This is a genomic window from Streptomyces sp. NPDC058525 (assembly GCF_042719495.1).
Taxonomy (GTDB): domain Bacteria; phylum Actinomycetota; class Actinomycetes; order Streptomycetales; family Streptomycetaceae; genus Streptomyces.
Map to the genome: position 1 here is coordinate 30315 of NZ_JBHXNP010000005.1, position 14710 is coordinate 45024.

General features: G+C 72.4%; 14 protein-coding genes and 1 pseudogene. 4 read left to right on the plus strand and 11 right to left on the minus strand.

Annotated features, from left to right (window positions below; translation table 11 throughout):
- Positions 1-11: 11 nt before the first annotated feature.
- Positions 12-581: pseudogene (locus ACFWP3_RS04205) on the minus strand (GNAT family N-acetyltransferase); the annotation flags it as partial.
- 210 nt (positions 582-791) lie between these two features.
- Here ACFWP3_RS04205 and recA point away from each other — a divergent pair.
- Positions 792-1901, plus strand: a complete 1110-nt coding sequence (gene recA / locus ACFWP3_RS04210) for a recombinase RecA (RefSeq protein WP_384215963.1) — start codon at positions 792-794, stop codon at positions 1899-1901.
- Between the two features lie 3 nt (positions 1902-1904).
- Positions 1905-2468: a recombination regulator RecX gene (gene recX, locus ACFWP3_RS04215; protein WP_384215965.1), complete on the plus strand. Its 564-nt coding sequence runs from the start codon at positions 1905-1907 to the stop codon at positions 2466-2468.
- Positions 2469-2473: 5 nt separating this feature from the next.
- On the opposite strand, the gene ACFWP3_RS04220 is transcribed toward recX, so the two are convergent.
- From ACFWP3_RS04220 to ACFWP3_RS04255, 8 genes are all read right to left on the minus strand, one after another.
- The gene (locus ACFWP3_RS04220) at positions 2474-2866 is read right to left on the minus strand and encodes a rhodanese-like domain-containing protein (RefSeq protein ID WP_384215967.1); all 393 of its coding nucleotides are present in this window, start codon (positions 2864-2866) and stop codon (positions 2474-2476) included.
- Positions 2863-3429 carry a cysteine dioxygenase gene (locus ACFWP3_RS04225; RefSeq protein ID WP_384215969.1) on the minus strand — a complete coding sequence of 189 codons (567 nt, stop codon included), beginning with the start codon at positions 3427-3429 and terminating at the stop codon, positions 2863-2865. Before ACFWP3_RS04225 ends, ACFWP3_RS04220 begins: the two co-directional genes overlap by 4 nt.
- Positions 3430-3504: 75 nt before the next feature.
- Positions 3505-3591 carry a putative leader peptide gene (locus tag ACFWP3_RS04230; protein WP_311318651.1) on the minus strand — a complete coding sequence of 29 codons (87 nt, stop codon included), beginning with the start codon at positions 3589-3591 and terminating at the stop codon, positions 3505-3507.
- Positions 3592-3624: 33 nt separating this feature from the next.
- Positions 3625-5205, minus strand: a complete 1581-nt coding sequence (locus ACFWP3_RS04235) for an FAD-dependent monooxygenase (RefSeq protein ID WP_384215971.1) — start codon at positions 5203-5205, stop codon at positions 3625-3627.
- 195 nt (positions 5206-5400) lie between these two features.
- Positions 5401-6288, minus strand: coding sequence for an amino acid ABC transporter permease (locus ACFWP3_RS04240; RefSeq protein WP_384215973.1), 888 nt, complete (start codon positions 6286-6288; stop codon positions 5401-5403).
- Positions 6285-6959: an amino acid ABC transporter permease gene (locus ACFWP3_RS04245; RefSeq protein ID WP_384215975.1), complete on the minus strand. Its 675-nt coding sequence runs from the start codon at positions 6957-6959 to the stop codon at positions 6285-6287. Before ACFWP3_RS04245 ends, ACFWP3_RS04240 begins: the two co-directional genes overlap by 4 nt.
- Positions 6960-7042: 83 nt before the next feature.
- On the minus strand, positions 7043-7897 hold the full coding sequence (locus ACFWP3_RS04250) for a glutamate ABC transporter substrate-binding protein (protein ID WP_384215977.1): 855 nt from the start codon (positions 7895-7897) through the stop codon (positions 7043-7045).
- A 118-nt stretch (positions 7898-8015) separates the two neighbouring features.
- Positions 8016-8801, minus strand: a complete 786-nt coding sequence (locus ACFWP3_RS04255; protein WP_384215979.1) for an amino acid ABC transporter ATP-binding protein — start codon at positions 8799-8801, stop codon at positions 8016-8018.
- A 261-nt stretch (positions 8802-9062) separates the two neighbouring features.
- Here ACFWP3_RS04255 and ACFWP3_RS04260 point away from each other — a divergent pair, with 261 nt between their 5' ends.
- Both ACFWP3_RS04260 and ACFWP3_RS04265 read left to right on the plus strand, forming a co-directional pair.
- Complete coding sequence (locus ACFWP3_RS04260; RefSeq protein WP_384215981.1) at positions 9063-9779, plus strand: response regulator transcription factor; 717 nt, start codon at positions 9063-9065, stop codon at positions 9777-9779.
- A gap of 12 nt (positions 9780-9791) precedes the next feature.
- On the plus strand, positions 9792-11204 hold the full coding sequence (locus tag ACFWP3_RS04265) for an ATP-binding protein (RefSeq protein WP_384215983.1): 1413 nt from the start codon (positions 9792-9794) through the stop codon (positions 11202-11204).
- 9 nt (positions 11205-11213) lie between these two features.
- On the opposite strand, the gene ACFWP3_RS04270 is transcribed toward ACFWP3_RS04265, so the two are convergent.
- Both ACFWP3_RS04270 and ACFWP3_RS04275 read right to left on the minus strand, forming a co-directional pair.
- Positions 11214-13406 (minus strand): endo-beta-N-acetylglucosaminidase, encoded by a 2193-nt coding sequence (locus ACFWP3_RS04270; protein WP_384215985.1) that lies wholly within the window; start codon positions 13404-13406, stop codon positions 11214-11216.
- Positions 13407-13427: 21 nt separating this feature from the next.
- Positions 13428-14681 (minus strand): glycosyl hydrolase, encoded by a 1254-nt coding sequence (locus tag ACFWP3_RS04275; protein ID WP_384215987.1) that lies wholly within the window; start codon positions 14679-14681, stop codon positions 13428-13430.
- Positions 14682-14710: the final 29 nt, after the last annotated feature.

A 14710-nucleotide genomic window follows, 5' to 3' on the forward strand; every position in this document is an offset into this window, starting at 1 on the left:
GCCGGGTCGCCGCGCAGGTCGAGCCGCATCAGGACGCGGGGATGGCCGGCCAGTACGGAGGAGGTGTCGGCGGCGTGGCGGAAGCCGGCGCGCTCGAAGTTCTTCCGGAGCCCGGCGTACGCCATCGTCAGGTCGACCTTGGCGCCGCCGTTGTCGAGCGGGTAGGCCTCGATCGCCGGTGCGCCGTGGGCGCGGGCGAACTCGACCGCGCCGGCGATGAGGGCGTGCGAGATGCCCTGCTTGCGGTGGCCCGGGCGTACGCGGATGCACCACAGGGACCAGACCGGCAGGTCGTCGACGTGCGGGATCCTGCGGCTGTGCGCGAAGGAGGTGTCCGCGCGCGGTGCCACGGCGGCCCAGCCGACCGGCTCGTCGCCGTCGTAGGCGATCACGCCCGGCGGGGGTTCGCCGCGACACAGCCCGGCGACGTACTCTCCGCGGGCCGGCCCGCGGAGCTCGTTGTTGAGCTTGGAGGGGATCCGGTAGCTCAGGCACCAGCAGACGTTGGCCCCGGGCGACTTCGGGCCGACCAGGGTGCGGACGTCCTCGAAGGCCGACGCGGGGCGTACCTCGAGGGCCATGACCGCTCCCTTCCCGCGGTCGTTCGACCGCATGTCCACGATGGCACGTCCGGCTCGGCGGGGTGACGGCGTGGTGCGCTTGACAGGGAAATCGAACATCCATTCTGATGAGTTATCCACAGCCGTACCGGTCGTGGAGGCGCATTGTCAGTGGCAGGCATTAGCGTCAATGGCGTGAAGCGATCGACTCAAGCAAACCGGGTGGAACCCATGGCAGGCACCGACCGCGAGAAGGCTCTCGACGCCGCGCTCGCACAGATTGAACGGCAATTCGGCAAGGGTGCGGTCATGCGCCTCGGCGACAAGCCGAACGACCCCATCGAGGTCATCCCCACCGGGTCGACCGCGCTGGACATCGCCCTCGGCGTGGGCGGGCTGCCCCGCGGCCGCGTGATCGAGGTGTACGGGCCGGAGTCCTCCGGCAAGACGACCCTGACCCTGCACGCCGTGGCCAACGCGCAGAAGGCCGGCGGCACCGTCGCCTTCGTGGACGCCGAGCACGCGCTCGACCCCGAGTACGCGAAGGCCCTCGGCGTCGACACCGACAACCTCATCCTGTCGCAGCCGGACACCGGCGAGCAGGCGCTGGAGATCGTGGACATGCTGGTCCGCTCCGGTGCCCTCGACCTGATCGTCATCGACTCCGTGGCGGCCCTGGTGCCGCGCGCGGAGATCGAGGGCGAGATGGGCGACTCGCACGTGGGTCTCCAGGCCCGCCTGATGAGCCAGGCCCTCCGGAAGATCACCGGTGCGCTCAACCAGTCCAAGACCACCGCGATCTTCATCAACCAGCTCCGCGAGAAGATCGGTGTGATGTTCGGCTCGCCGGAGACCACCACCGGTGGCCGCGCGCTGAAGTTCTACGCCTCCGTGCGCCTCGACATCCGCCGTATCGAGACCCTGAAGGACGGCACCGACGCGGTCGGCAACCGCACCCGCGTCAAGGTCGTCAAGAACAAGGTCGCGCCCCCGTTCAAGCAGGCCGAGTTCGACATCCTCTACGGCCAGGGCATCAGCCGCGAGGGCGGCCTGATCGACATGGGCGTGGAGCACGGCTTCGTGCGCAAGGCCGGCGCCTGGTACACGTACGAGGGCGACCAGCTCGGCCAGGGCAAGGAGAACGCCCGCAACTTCCTGAAGGACAACCCGGATCTCGCCAACGAGATCGAGCGGAAGATCAAGGAGAAGCTGGGCGTGGGGGTCCGCAAGGACGCCGCCGCGGACGACGCCGCAGCCGCCGCGCCCGCCGAGGCCGCGGCCGTGCCCGCGCCCGCCACGAAGGCGAAGACGACGGCCAAGGCCGCCGTGGCCAAGAGCTGACCCGTGCGGGAGCAGGAGCGGGGCGGCAGGGACCGGGGCGGCCGTGAAGGCCGCCAGGAACTGCCGCCCCAGAGCCCCGAGGAGCAGGCGCGGGCGATCTGCCTGCGCCTGCTCACGGGGAGCCCGCGCACCCGGCGCCAGCTCGCGGACGCCCTGCACAAGCGGGGCATCCCCGAGGAGGTGTCGCAGCAGGTCCTCTCCCGGTACGAGGAGGTGGGCCTGATCGACGACGCCGCCTTCGCCGGGGCCTGGGTCGAGTCCCGGCACCGCGGCCGGGGCCTGGCCCGCCGCGCCCTCGCGCAGGAGCTGCGGACCAAGGGGGTGCACGCCACGCTCGTGGCGGACGCCCTGGAACTGCTGGACTCCGACCAGGAGGAGGAGACCGCCCGCGAGCTCGTGGAACGCAAGCTCCGCGCCACCCGGGGCCTCGAGCGCGACAAGCGGATCCGGCGCCTCGCCGGGATGCTCGCCCGCAAGGGGTACCCGGAGGGCATGGCCCTGCGAGTGGTCCGCCGTGCCCTGGAGGCGGAGGGCGAGGACGCCGACGACCTGGAGCACCCCGGGTAGGCGCGTCAGGAGGGTTCGGTCACCGGCAGGCCCGCCGACTTCCAGGCCTGGAAGCCGCCCGTCAGGTCCGTCGCGCGGTGCAGGCCCAGGGCGTGCAGGGAGACCGCGGCCAGGCTGGAGGCGTAACCCTCGTTGCAGATCACCACGACCTGGAGGTCGTGGCTGTCGGCCTCGGGGGCGCGGTGGCTGCCCTGCGGGTCCAGGCGCCACTCCAGCTCGTTGCGCTCCACCACCAGCGCGCCCGGGATCAGGCCGTCGCGCTCCCGCAGGGCCTGGTAGCGGATGTCCACCAGCAGGGCTCCGGTGCGGAAGGCCTCGTACGCCTCCTCGGGGCCGAGCCGGGCATAGCCCGCGCGGACCCGCTCCAACAGCTCGTCGATGCCGCTCGGGGCGCTCACTGCCAGTCCGCCGGACGCTCGACGTGCTCCAGGCTGAGCACCGGGCCGCTGCGGCTGTAACGCCGGATCAGCGGAAGCGGCGGGTAGTAGGCGTGCACCGAGACCGCGTGCTCGGCCTTGGACTCGTTGAGGACCTCGTGCACGTGGTGCTCCCCGAAGGCCCGCCCGGTGCCCGCGCCCAGGCTGCGGCTGCGGTCCAGTCCGGGAGCCAGCTCCAGCGACTGCCAGCCTTCCGCGGGCAGGCGTACGGCCAGCGAGTGCTCGGTGAGCCGGCCCCGGGCGGTGGCGAACGCGCCCCGCGACTCGGCGTGGTCGTGCCAGCCGGTGCCCGTCCCCGGCGGCCAGCCGATCAGCCACGCCTCACTGCCGCCCGGCCCGTCCAGCCGGATCCAGGTGCGGCCCTCGGGGTCGAGGGGCAGCGAGGACACGATCTCGGGGTCGGCGGCGGTGCGCAGGGCGAAGTCGAGGAGTTCGGCGGCCGTGGGGCCGCCGCCCCGGACGGGCTCGGGGGCGGGTGCGGGAGCGGCTGCGGGCAGCGTGGACTGCGCGGATGGTGCAGACATGAAGGGGACCGTTCCTGGGTTCGCGGAATGCGCGCAGGCCGGTGACGGCACGGGGCGCGCGGAGGAAAGGGCGAATCAGCAGGAAGGGCGACACACGCAGCCCGCGTAGCGGAGCAGGTCCATATGGACCCTCCGCCACAGGCGTACGTCATTGCCGGTCATGCCCGCGAGTGAACCACGAGGGCCACGAGCCGGTCAATCGATCACCGCGATCGGCGGCGTGGCGGCCGAACGCGCCGGCACCCGCGACGCGGGCGCGCCCGCCCGCACCGCGTCCGCCGCCTCGTACAGCTCCGCCGGACGCACCCCCGCGAAGGTGGCGGCCAGGTGTCCGTCCGGCCGGACCAGGAGCACGGTATGCGCGGGAGCCCCCGGATAGCCGTCCGCGACGAGCAGATCGGTACGGACGGGCAGCGCGCTCACCGCCGCCGCGAGGCGGGGCATCAGCCCGGCGCCGAGCCAGTGGCGCCGGTCCCAGACCCCGGTGCCCGGCGCGACCAGGACCACCAGCAGCCGGCCCTGCCCCAGCAGGTCGCGCAGCGGCACGGTCGACCCGTCGGGAGCCGTCACCGGTACGTTCGCCACCGGACCGCCCGGTTCCGTGGCCGTCGGGACCTCCCGTACGGCCACCGGCGGGGCGTACGCGGGCGCCGCGCCCAGCGGGCCCCGCCCCAGGTGGCCGTCGGTCAGCAGGGACTCGGCGGACCGCGCGGAGCCGGGCAGGTACGTGCGCAGCGCGCCCCCGGCCCGCAGCGCCGGCATCGCCTGGTCGGCGGCGCGCAGCCGTGCGGCGACCGCCGTGCGGCGTTCGCCCTCGTAACTGTCGAGCAGGGCCTCGGACGCCCCCTGGTGCCAGGCCAGGGACAGCTTCCACGCGAGGTTCTCCGCGTCCCGGAGCCCCTCCTCCACCCCCTGCGTGCCGAGCGCGCCCAGCAGGTGGGCGGCGTCCCCGGCGAGGAAGGCGCGCCCGTCGCGCCAGCGGCGCGCGAGGCGGTGGTGCAGCGTGTGGACCCCGGTGTCGAGGAGGTCGTACGGGGGAGTCGTACCCCCGCACCATGCCGCCAGGGTGTCCCGTACGAGGGTCACCAGCGTGTCGGGGGTGACGAGCTCGCCGCGGGCCGGAAGCAGCCAGTCCAGCCGCCACACCCCGTCGGGCAGCGGCCGGGAGGTGACCTCCTGCGGCGGGCTGCGGTGCAGCAACGCCTCGCCCGGCCAGGGCAGTTCGGTGCGCAGGGCGGCCACGGCGTGCCGCTCCACGGCGGTGCGGCCCGGGAAGCGGATGCCGAGCAGTTTGCGCACGGTGGACCGGGCGCCGTCGCAGCCGACCAGGTAACTCCCGCGCCACCACGTCGTCTCGGCGCCCTGCGTGTGCGCCGTGACCCCGTGGTCGTCCTGCTCCACGGAGTCCAGCCGGCTGTCGCTGACCAGCTGCACGAGCGGGTGCGCGCCCGCCGCCGCGCGCAGCCCGCGCGCCAGGGCGTGCTGCGGCAGGTGCAGCGGGGCGGGGCCGTCGTCGAAGGTGATCCGCTGGGCGGGGCGGCTGCGCCGCATGGTGCGCCAGGCGGCGAAGTACGCCCCCTCGTCGCGCAGCGTCGCACAGCCCAGCCGGTGCGCCATGGCCGCCGTGTCGGCGTGCAGGACGACGGTCCGGGCCGGACGGGGTTCGTCCTTGCCGGGCCCTTCGTCGAGCACGACAGAGGGCACGCCCTGGCCGGCCAGGGCGAGGGACAGGGACAGTCCGACGGGCCCCGCGCCGACGACGATCACCGGGTCCATGGCGCGGCTCCCGATGTCCGGTATGTGATCACAGAACGTATGCAACCCACTGGAGGTGCCTGCGTCAAGTGACGCCGGTCGCGACAACGCCGTGTGGTGCGGCGTAAAGTGTTCCGCCGCACCACACGGGCTACGCACTATGACTGACCCTATGTCAGGCCGTCGGGGGCTTCCGGAGCCGGAAGCGGGTTCGAGTCAGCCGCCCGCGTTGTTGGCGCCGGTGGCCATGTCGCTGACCTCGGCCACGCCGACGACCGCGCCGGTGCCCTTCTTCGACTTCCGCAGCCGGGCCTCGAGCCAGGAGGCGAACGAGGTGAGGGCGAAGTTCACGACGATGTAGATCAGCGCGATCACGACGAGGGTGGCGATGGTGTTGCTGTAGTTCGCCGAGACCTGCCGGTACATCGACAGCAGCTCGGCGAGGCCGAGCAGGGAACCGCCTAGGGCGGTGTCCTTGAGGATGACCACGAGCTGACTGACCAGGGCCGGAAGCATCGCCGTGACTGCCTGCGGGATGAGCACATACGTCATGGTCTGGCCCTTGCGCATGCCGATCGCCTTGGCCGCGTCGGTCTGGCCGCGGGGGAGGGACAGCACGCCCGCCCGGACGATCTCCGCGATGACGGCCGCGTTGTAGAGCACCAGGCCCGTGACCACGGCGTACAGCGGCCGGACGTCCGAGGGGACGTTGGTGAACTGCACGTACAGGGCAGATCCGAAGAGCATCAGCATCAGCACCGGGATGGCGCGGAAGAATTCCACGAACGCGCCGACCGGCCCCCGTACCCAGGCGTGGTCGGACAGTCGACCGATGCCCAGCAAGGCGCCCAGTGGCAGCGCGATCACCATGGCGATCGCGCCGGCCTTGAGGGTCTCCAACAGGCCGGGGATCAAGAACGTCGTCCAGATCTGGCTGTCGGTGACGAAGGGAGTCCACTTCTCGGCATCGAGCTGGTTCTTCTCGGCCATGAGGGACAACACCCACCACACGGCGAGCCCGAGCAGCGCAATGAAGACGCCGGTGTAGATCCAGTTGCGCGCCTTGGCCTTGGGGCCCGGCGTGTCGTACAGCACGGAGGTCATCGCTTCACCGCCACTCGCTTGGCCACCCAGCCCAGCAGCAGGCCGGTGGGCAGGGTCAGCAGGACGAAGCCGAGGGCGAAGACCCCGAAGACGGCGAAGAGCGCGTCCGCCTCGTTCTCGATCATTTCCTTCATCAGCAGGGCCGCTTCGGCCACGCCGATGGTCGCCGCCACCGTGGTGTTCTTGGTGAGGGCGATCAGTACGTTGGTGAGCGGTGCGACGACCGCCCGGAAGGCCTGGGGGAGCACGATGATGCGGAGCACCTGGAAGAAGCTCAGCCCCAGTGCGCGGGCAGCCTCGGCCTGTCCCACGGGCACCGTGTTGATGCCGGATCGCAGGGCCTCGCAGACGAAGGTCCCGGTGTAGGCGATCAGCCCGAGTACCGCGAGCCGGAAGCCTGCCTCCTTGGACGTGTCGCCGCCCAGGTTGATGCTGAGGGTCTGGTACAAGCCCAGCGAGCAGGCAAGGATCAGCACGGTCAGCGGGGTGTTGCGCACCAGGTGGACGTACGCGGTACCGAAGCCCCGCAGCAGAGGGACCGGGCTGACCCGCATCCCGGCCAGGGCGGTGCCCCAGACCAGCGATCCGGCCGCCGAGTAGAGGGTGAGCTGAACCGTCACCCAGAAGGCTCCGAGCACGTCGTACTGCCCGGAATCAAGAAAATCGAACACGATGCCCTGCGCTCTCCCCAGGATGGCCGGTGAGGTGCGCCGCCGCCCGTGACAGGCGGGCGGCGACGCCCCTCACCGATGAATCAGCTGCCTTCGGTGATCTGCGGAGCAGGCTCGCTCTTGTAGTTGGCCGGGCCGAAGTTCTTCTTCACGGCCGCCTCCCAGGCGCCGTCCGCGACCATCTTCTTCAGCGCGGCGTTGACCTTGGTCTGAAGGTCCTTGTCGCCCTTCTTCAGACCGATGCCGTAGGGCTCGTTGCTCAGGCTCAGCCCGACCAGCTTGAACTTGCCCTTGTTCTTGTCCTGCGCCGCGTAGCCCGCCAGGATCGAGTTGTCCGTGGTCAGGGCATCCACTGCCTTGTTCTCAAGGCCAGTGAGGCAGTCGGAGTAGCCCGGGTACTCCTGCAGGTCGGCCTCGGGGGCCAGCTTGGTCTTGACGTTCTGTGCCGACGTGGAGCCGGTGACCGAGCAGAGCTTCTTCTTGTTCAGGTCCTCGGCCTTGGTGATCGAGGTGTCGTCGGCGCGGACCAGCAGGTCCTGGTGCGCGAGGAAGTACGGGCCGGCGAAGTCGACCTTCTCCTTGCGCTTGTCGTTGATCGTGTAGCTCGCCACGACCAGCTTCACGTCGCCGTTGGAGATCAGGTTCTCGCGCTCGGCGCTGACCGCCTGCTTCCACTCGATCTGGTCCGGCTGGTAGCCCAGCTCCTTGGCCACGTACGTCGCGACGTCGACGTCGAAGCCCGTGTACTTGCCGTCCGGGGTCTTGAGGCCCAGGCCCGGCTGGTCGAACTTGATGCCGATGACGATCTTGTCCTTCTTGGCATCACCGGACGCACCGCCGTCGGCGGAGCCCTTGTCGCTGCCGCCGCCGCAGGCGGTGGCGGTCAGGGCGAGAGCGACGGCCGCGGCCGCGGCCGCAACGGCCTTGGAGATCTTCATGGTGAACTTCCCTCGGATGAGACGTTGTTGAACGACGAGCGACGCGTACGGCCGCACACGCGGGCAGCGCGAACCGCCCGCCGGTGGTCCGTCACCGGATGACTACCAGACCGGAACCTCAGTGGTGCAGGATCTTCGACAGGAAGTCCTTCGCCCGGTCACTTCGCGGGTTGCTGAAGAACTGCTCGGGCGCGGCCTCTTCGACGATCTTTCCGTCGGCCATGAAGACGACCCGGTTGGCCGCGGAGCGGGCGAATCCCATCTCGTGGGTGACGACCACCATCGTCATCCCCTCACGGGCGAGCTGCTGCATGACCTCCAGCACCTCGTTGATCATCTCCGGGTCCAGCGCCGAGGTCGGCTCGTCGAACAGCATCACCTTCGGCTCCATGGCCAGCGCACGGGCGATCGCCACGCGCTGCTGCTGGCCGCCGGAGAGCTGCGCCGGGTACTTGTCGGCCTGCGAGCCGACGCCCACCCGGTCCAGCAGGGCCACCGCCTTGGCGTGGGCGGCCGCCTGGTCCGTCTTGCGGACCTTGAGCTGGCCCAGCATGACGTTCTGGAGCACCGTCTTGTGCGCGAAGAGGTTGAACGACTGGAACACCATGCCGACGTCGGCGCGCAGTCGGGCCAGTTCCCTGCCCTCGGAGGGCAGCTCCTTGCCGTCGAGCGTGATGGTGCCCGAGTCGATGGTTTCCAGCCGGTTGATGGTCCGGCACAGCGTGGACTTGCCCGATCCCGAAGGACCGATCACCACGACGACCTCACCGCGGGCAATGCTCAGATCGATGTCCTGAAGCACGTGCAGCGCGCCGAAGTGCTTGTTGACGTTGCTCAGTACGACCAGGTCGTCCGCGGCGCCGGCCGCGTCCTGCACGTCCTTGGTCACTGATACTCCGCTCATCGGCTTCTTGCTCCGTCCTCCTCGGTTGGGAGGACAGTAGTGACGATGCATCCACAGCGTCATCACATCTGAGGGAGAATTGAGCATAACGATCGGGCCTCGCCCGGATACGCTCCGTGCGCCTCCGCGATCTGCTCGTACCGGGTGCATAACGGAAGGCGCGCCGAGCCGGAACCCCCTTGACGCGGGCGTCCGCATCGGCGTGGATGCAAGGTGGCCCTGAACAGGAACCGAAGACCGAGAGAAGGAGAGGGGGACGACATGAGACTGCTGCTCGTCGAGGACGACGACCACGTCGCCGCCGCCCTGTCCGCGATCCTCGCCCGGCACGGCTTCCAGGTCACCCATGCCCGCAACGGCGAGGAGGCCCTCCAGGCCCTGCTGCCCGCCGGAGCGCAGCCCAGCACCCCTCCCTACGGGGTCATCCTGCTCGATCTCGGACTGCCCGACCAGGACGGCTACGAGGTGTGCGGGAAGATCCGCAAGCGCACCGCGACGCCCGTCATCATGGTGACGGCGCGGGCCGACGTGCGCTCCCGCATCCACGGCCTGAACATGGGCGCCGACGACTACGTGGTCAAGCCGTACGACACCGGCGAACTCCTGGCCCGCATCCACGCGGTCGCCCGGCGCACCGGCGCCTCCGAGGAGGCCGCCGCCACCGGCACCGGGACCCCCGCCACGGTCCGGCTCGGCTCCGTCAGCATCGAGCTGCCCACCCGCCGGGTCAGCGTGGACGGCGCCGATGTGCCGCTCACCCGCAAGGAGTTCGACCTGCTGGCGCTGCTCGCGCAGCGGCCCGGGGTCGTTTTCCGCCGCGAGCAGATCATCAGCGAGGTGTGGCGCACCAGCTGGGAGGGGACCGGCCGCACCCTGGAGGTCCACGTCGCCTCGCTGCGCTCCAAGCTGCGCATGCCCGCCCTCATCGAGACCGTCCGCGGGGTGGGCTACCGGCTCGTCGCCCCCACCACCCCCTAAGGAACCCGCTCCGTGCGCGCCAGGCTGCTCCCGCTGCTCGTCGTCCTGATGGCGGGCACGCTCCTCGCGCTCGGCTTCCCGCTCGCCGTGAGCCTGGCCGCCGGACAGCAGCAGCGGGTGGTCGTCGACCGCATCGACGACAGCGCCCGCTTCGCCGCCCTGGCCCAGTTCGTCATCGACGCCGAGGGCGCCGGATCCAGCGGCGCCGACGAGCGCATCGCGACCCTCCAGCACGAACTCGCCCGCTACCAGGACCTGTACGGCATCCGCGTCGGCATCTTCTACCGCGACGACAACGCCATGGCCCGCGCCCCCGGCTGGTGGCAGCTCCCCGCGTCCGGCGAGGGCCGCCTCGCCTTCAAGGAGGCACTGGCGGGGCGGCGCAGCCACGACCCCGGCCAGGTCTGGCCCTGGCAGACCCACGGCAAACTCCTGGTCGCCTCCCCGGTGGTGCTCGACGGGGACGTGGTCGCGGTCGTCGCCACCGAATCGCCCACCGACCTGATGCGCGCCCGGATCCTGCGCGGCTGGCTGCTCATCGCGGGCGGGCTCGCCGCCGCCATGCTGGTCGCCTTCGGGGCCGCCCTGCGCCTCACCAGCTGGGTCCTCAAGCCCGTGCAGACCCTGGACGCGGCCGCCCACGGCATCGCCACCGGGCGGATGAACTCGCGGGTCGCGGCCGCCGGAGGGCCGCCGGAACTCCAACGCCTCGCCCGGTCGTTCAACGAGATGGCCGACAACGTCGAAGAGGTACTGGAGCAGCAGCGGGCGTTCGTCGCGGACGCCTCCCACCAGCTGCGCAACCCGCTCGCCGCGCTGCTCCTGCGGATCGAGCTGCTCGCCCTCGAACTCCCCGAGGGCAACGAGGAGATCGCTTCCGTGCGCGCCGAGGGCAAGCGCCTGACCCAGGTCCTGGACGACCTGCTGGACCTGGCGCTGGCCGAGCACGCCTCCGCCGAGATCAGCCTCACCGACATCGGCGCGCTGGCCGCGGAGCGGGTCGCCGCCTGGAGTCCGTTCGCCGAGGAGAAGGGCGTACGGCTCACCGCGACGGGCCGGTCCGCGGTCACCGGCTGGGCCGACCCCATCGCCCTGTCCAGTGCGCTCGACGCCGTCATCGACAACGCCCTGAAGTTCACGCCCGCCGGCGAGGTGGTCGAGGTGTCGGTCTCCGTCGTCGAGCGCACCGTGCGCGTGGTCGTCGCCGACCGCGGCCCCGGCCTCACCGAGGACGAGCTGATGCGCATCGGCGACCGGTTCTGGCGCAGCGGGCGCCACCAGAACGTCAAGGGCTCCGGGCTCGGCCTGTCGATCTCCCGGGCCCTGCTCGCCGCGGGCGGCGGGTCCCTCTCGTACGAGACGAACCCGCCGCACGGGCTGCGGGTCACGGTGGCGGTCCCGCGCACCGAACCGCACCCTTCCTGACCTGCGGTTCTACCAGCTCAGGGTGGTGCGGGCCGGGAGGGAGGCCGCGTACAGCTCGTCCACGGCCCGCACCTCGAGGACCGTGGCCCGCTCCTGCCCGGCCCGCCGGACGGACGGCAGGTAGAGGGCGGCGGAGCAGGTTCCGCCGAGGAAGCGGCGGCTGCCGTCGGGCAGCACCCGGGACACCGCGTAGTGCCGGACCGGCCCGGCCGCCCTGCGCCACGAGAGGCGGAGCCGGGCCTGGTCCTCGTGGCGGGCCGCGGCGTCCACGGTCAGTGCGGCAGGAGCCGCCGGGCGCCGGGCGGCGGCGGTGTCGCGTACCGACAGGGCCCCGAGCCGCCAGGCCACGGCTTCCGTCCCGAGCCCCGTGATCCGTACCGCGAGCCCGTATGCCGTCCTCCCCGCCAGCGCCGACAGCCCGACCCGGGTCCGGCGCCAGGCACGCCCCGCGCCGAGGGTCTCCGCCCGCAGCCAGGTGTACGGGACGGGCTCGCCCGGAGCCGCCGGCTCGCGGGTGGCCACCCCGACCTCGACGGCGACCGGGCCCGCCTCGGTGGCGTGCACCAGCTCCAGGGCCGTGGACCGGGTCAGCGGAAGGCGGGTCGCGTGCAGGCCGACGGCGGCCGGGGCGGTGAGGGGCCCGGCGACGAGCAGGCTGGAGCCGCCGCGCCAGGCGCGCGCGAAGTCCAGGGTTACGGCGGGCCGCTGCCCGGCGGTGTCCACGACCCAGCGGCGGCCCGGCAGCCGGTCCTGGAGCCCGAGGTGGTTCCACGCGATGTCGGAGGCGACCTCGCCCTCCTCGTACCAGCGCTCCCCGTGCCCGGTGTTGAAGGAGCAGGCGAAGGGCAGCGAGGCCACCGTGGCCCGGTCGGCGACGGCGCTGGCCGGGGCCCGCCAGGTGTCGGCGGGGTCCGGGCGGGACGGATCGAGGGACGCGCCCGTCCAGAACCGGTCGTCGGCGCGGTGGAAGGCGCCGGGGGAGCGGTCGGTGAGGTGGTTGCGGGTCCACTCGGGCCGGTAGAAGCCGTAGCTGACCACGTGCTCGCGCTCGCGCGGGATGATCGCGTCCCAGCGGACGGCGGAGTTCCAGCCGTGGGACTCGGTGTCCACCGCCGCCCACAGTTCGTGCCGGGACCGGCCCAGCCGGTCCGCGAGCGCCCCCGAGTCGGCCAGGGACCGCGGGGTCCAGCGGAAGTCCACGAACATCGTGTCCGCGACCTTTCCGGCCCGGTCCTCGAAGAACTCCTGGTTGAGCTCGTTGAGCGCGCCCTGCCAGCCGACCCGCCCGGTGGTGTTCATCGCGTCGTACCAGGTGATGCGCAGCCCGTGCGGCTCGCCGGCCGCCCGCAGGGCGCGCAGGAACAGCCGCATCAGGGTGGCGAGTTCGCTGTCCCCGCCCTCGGTCTCGGCGTTGACGAACCAGCCGTCGAACCCGTACGCCGTCGCCACCCGCACCAGCTGCTCGGCGATCGGGAAGCGGCCGAGGGAGTCCCGCTGGACCAGGTCGCGGGTCCACCGGAGGTCGCCGCCGTAGGCCGCGGGCGGCAGGAACACGTTGCCCAGCACCCGGACCCCGTTGCGGTGCGCCGCGTCCACCACGGGCGCGTTCGGGGCGAGCACGATGCCCTCGCCGGCGGAGCCGCCCCAGAACACCAGCTCGTCGATGTACGCCCAGTGCGCCAGCGCGTAGTGGTCCGCGGTGGCCGAACCCTGCGAGGGGTTCTGCGCGGTCGGGCCGAAGGAGACGAGGGAGGCGATCCGGGCCTGGCCGGCGCGGGCGCCTGGGTGCGGCGGCACCGGGGTGAAGCGCGGCGCGAGCGGCACGGTCGCGGTGTTGTGGGCGAGATCGGGATCGCTCTGCGGGGTCCACCGCTTGAGCGAGCGCCATACGATCCCGGGGCCGGGGGCGCCGTCGGGGAGGGAATCGGGGTACCAGTAGGAGGCGTACGGGGCCAGGTCGGCGGGGGTGGCAGGGGCGGCCGCGGCCGCCGGGGCCGGGGCTGTGGCCGACGGGGCCGTGGCTGCCCGGGCCTGCGCGGCGGCGGCCGGTGCCGGGGCGGACCCGGCCGCCAGGGCGACCGCCCCCGCCCCGGCCGCCAGCACCGTGCGTCGGCCCGGCCGTAACGCGCCACACCGCGGATCGTCGATCGGTATCGCCTCGCGCCGCGCCTCGGGGTGTCTCAACGCATCGCTCTCGGACATGCCGGTTCCTCCGGATGGGCGTCAGATCGGGTCGGGAACGCGCAGCACCTCGGTGATGCCGCGCGCGGACAGGTGCGCCTGGTCCTCGGCGAGTTCGGCCAGCACCACCGCCGGCCGGACCCCCTGCGCGGTGAGCTCCGCCCACGCCTCGAAGAAGGCCCCGCCCGGCGCGCACACCGAGCGCCGCGGAGCCGTCTCCGCCCCGCCGACGTCCACGACCAGCGCGGTGGACCGTACGGCGGGACGGTGCGCGCGCCCCCGCCACCGCTCGGCGATCCGGGCGACGGCGGCCCCGGCGGGCTTGGTCCGGCGGTCGTTGGTGAGCAGGCCGAGGCCGTACTCCAGCTCCGGGAAGTCCGCGAGCTCCCGGGAGACGTCGTGCGAGCACCACCAGGTCACGCCCCACAGGTCCGGGCAGTCCAGGGCGCCCGCCACGGTGGCCTCGGTGAACGCGGCCGCCCGCTCGGGCCCGATCAGCGGGGCGGGCGCGCCGACCTCCTGGAGCCACACCGGCCGGTGCGGGTCCAGCGCCCAGGCCTTGGACAGCTCGACCAGGTACGCGGCGTGGTGCTCGGTCGCCGTCCCCGCCGGGCCGTGGCGCTGCGCGGTGCCGTTGAACACCCAGGAGTGCACGGCGGTGGCCGCGCCCAGCCGCGCGGCCTGGGCGACGGTGAAGGGGTGCCCGTCCCGGTACCAGGCGGCGTCGTACTCGGCGTGCACGTGGAACCGCCCGGGCGCACCCTCCTCGCAGGCGGCCAGCATCCGCTCCAGCCAGCGGGCGGCCTGCTGCGGGGTGATCCGGTCGGGGTCGGGGTGGGGGTCGTCGGAGAACTGGTTGATCTCGTTGCCGACGGTCATGCCCAGGAAGTTGGGCCGGTCCGCGAGGGCGGCGGCCAGCGTGCGCAGGTAGTGCTCCTGGCCGGAGACCACCTCAGGGTCGGCGAAGAGGCTGCGCCGGTGCCAGGTCCGGGTCCAGGCGGGCAGGAAGTCGAAGCTCGACAGGTGCCCCTGGAGCCCGTCCACCGCGACGTCCAGGCCGCGTTCGGCCGCCGCGTCGGCGAGCGCGACGAGCTGCTCCACGGCGCGCGGCCGGATCAGCGTCCGGTTCGGCTGGAACACCGGCCACAGCGGGAACACGCGGACGTGGTCCAGCCCGAGTGCGGCGATCGAGTCGAGATCGGCCCTGACCTCGTCGAGGTCGAAGTCCAGCCAGTGGTGGAACCAGCCTTGGGCGGGCGTGTAGTTGGCGCCGAAACGGAGCGCGTGCTCATGCACTGGGCGTCCCTGGAGTCCTAGGAATTCAC

Coding starts and splice junctions, on each gene's coding strand:
- ACFWP3_RS04230 (WP_311318651.1), bottom strand. CDS start 3,591: ATGACCGGCAATGACGTACGCCTGTGGCGGAGGGTCCATATGGACCTG.
- ACFWP3_RS04270 (WP_384215985.1), bottom strand. CDS start 13,406: ATGTCCGAGAGCGATGCGTTGAGACACCCCGAGGCGCGGCGCGAGGCG.
- ACFWP3_RS04240 (WP_384215973.1), bottom strand. CDS start 6,288: ATGACCTCCGTGCTGTACGACACGCCGGGCCCCAAGGCCAAGGCGCGC.
- ACFWP3_RS04260 (WP_384215981.1), top strand. CDS start 9,063: ATGAGACTGCTGCTCGTCGAGGACGACGACCACGTCGCCGCCGCCCTG.
- ACFWP3_RS04250 (WP_384215977.1), bottom strand. CDS start 7,897: ATGAAGATCTCCAAGGCCGTTGCGGCCGCGGCCGCGGCCGTCGCTCTC.
- recA (WP_384215963.1), top strand. CDS start 792: ATGGCAGGCACCGACCGCGAGAAGGCTCTCGACGCCGCGCTCGCACAG.
- ACFWP3_RS04225 (WP_384215969.1), bottom strand. CDS start 3,429: ATGTCTGCACCATCCGCGCAGTCCACGCTGCCCGCAGCCGCTCCCGCA.
- ACFWP3_RS04235 (WP_384215971.1), bottom strand. CDS start 5,205: ATGGACCCGGTGATCGTCGTCGGCGCGGGGCCCGTCGGACTGTCCCTG.
- ACFWP3_RS04255 (WP_384215979.1), bottom strand. CDS start 8,801: ATGAGCGGAGTATCAGTGACCAAGGACGTGCAGGACGCGGCCGGCGCC.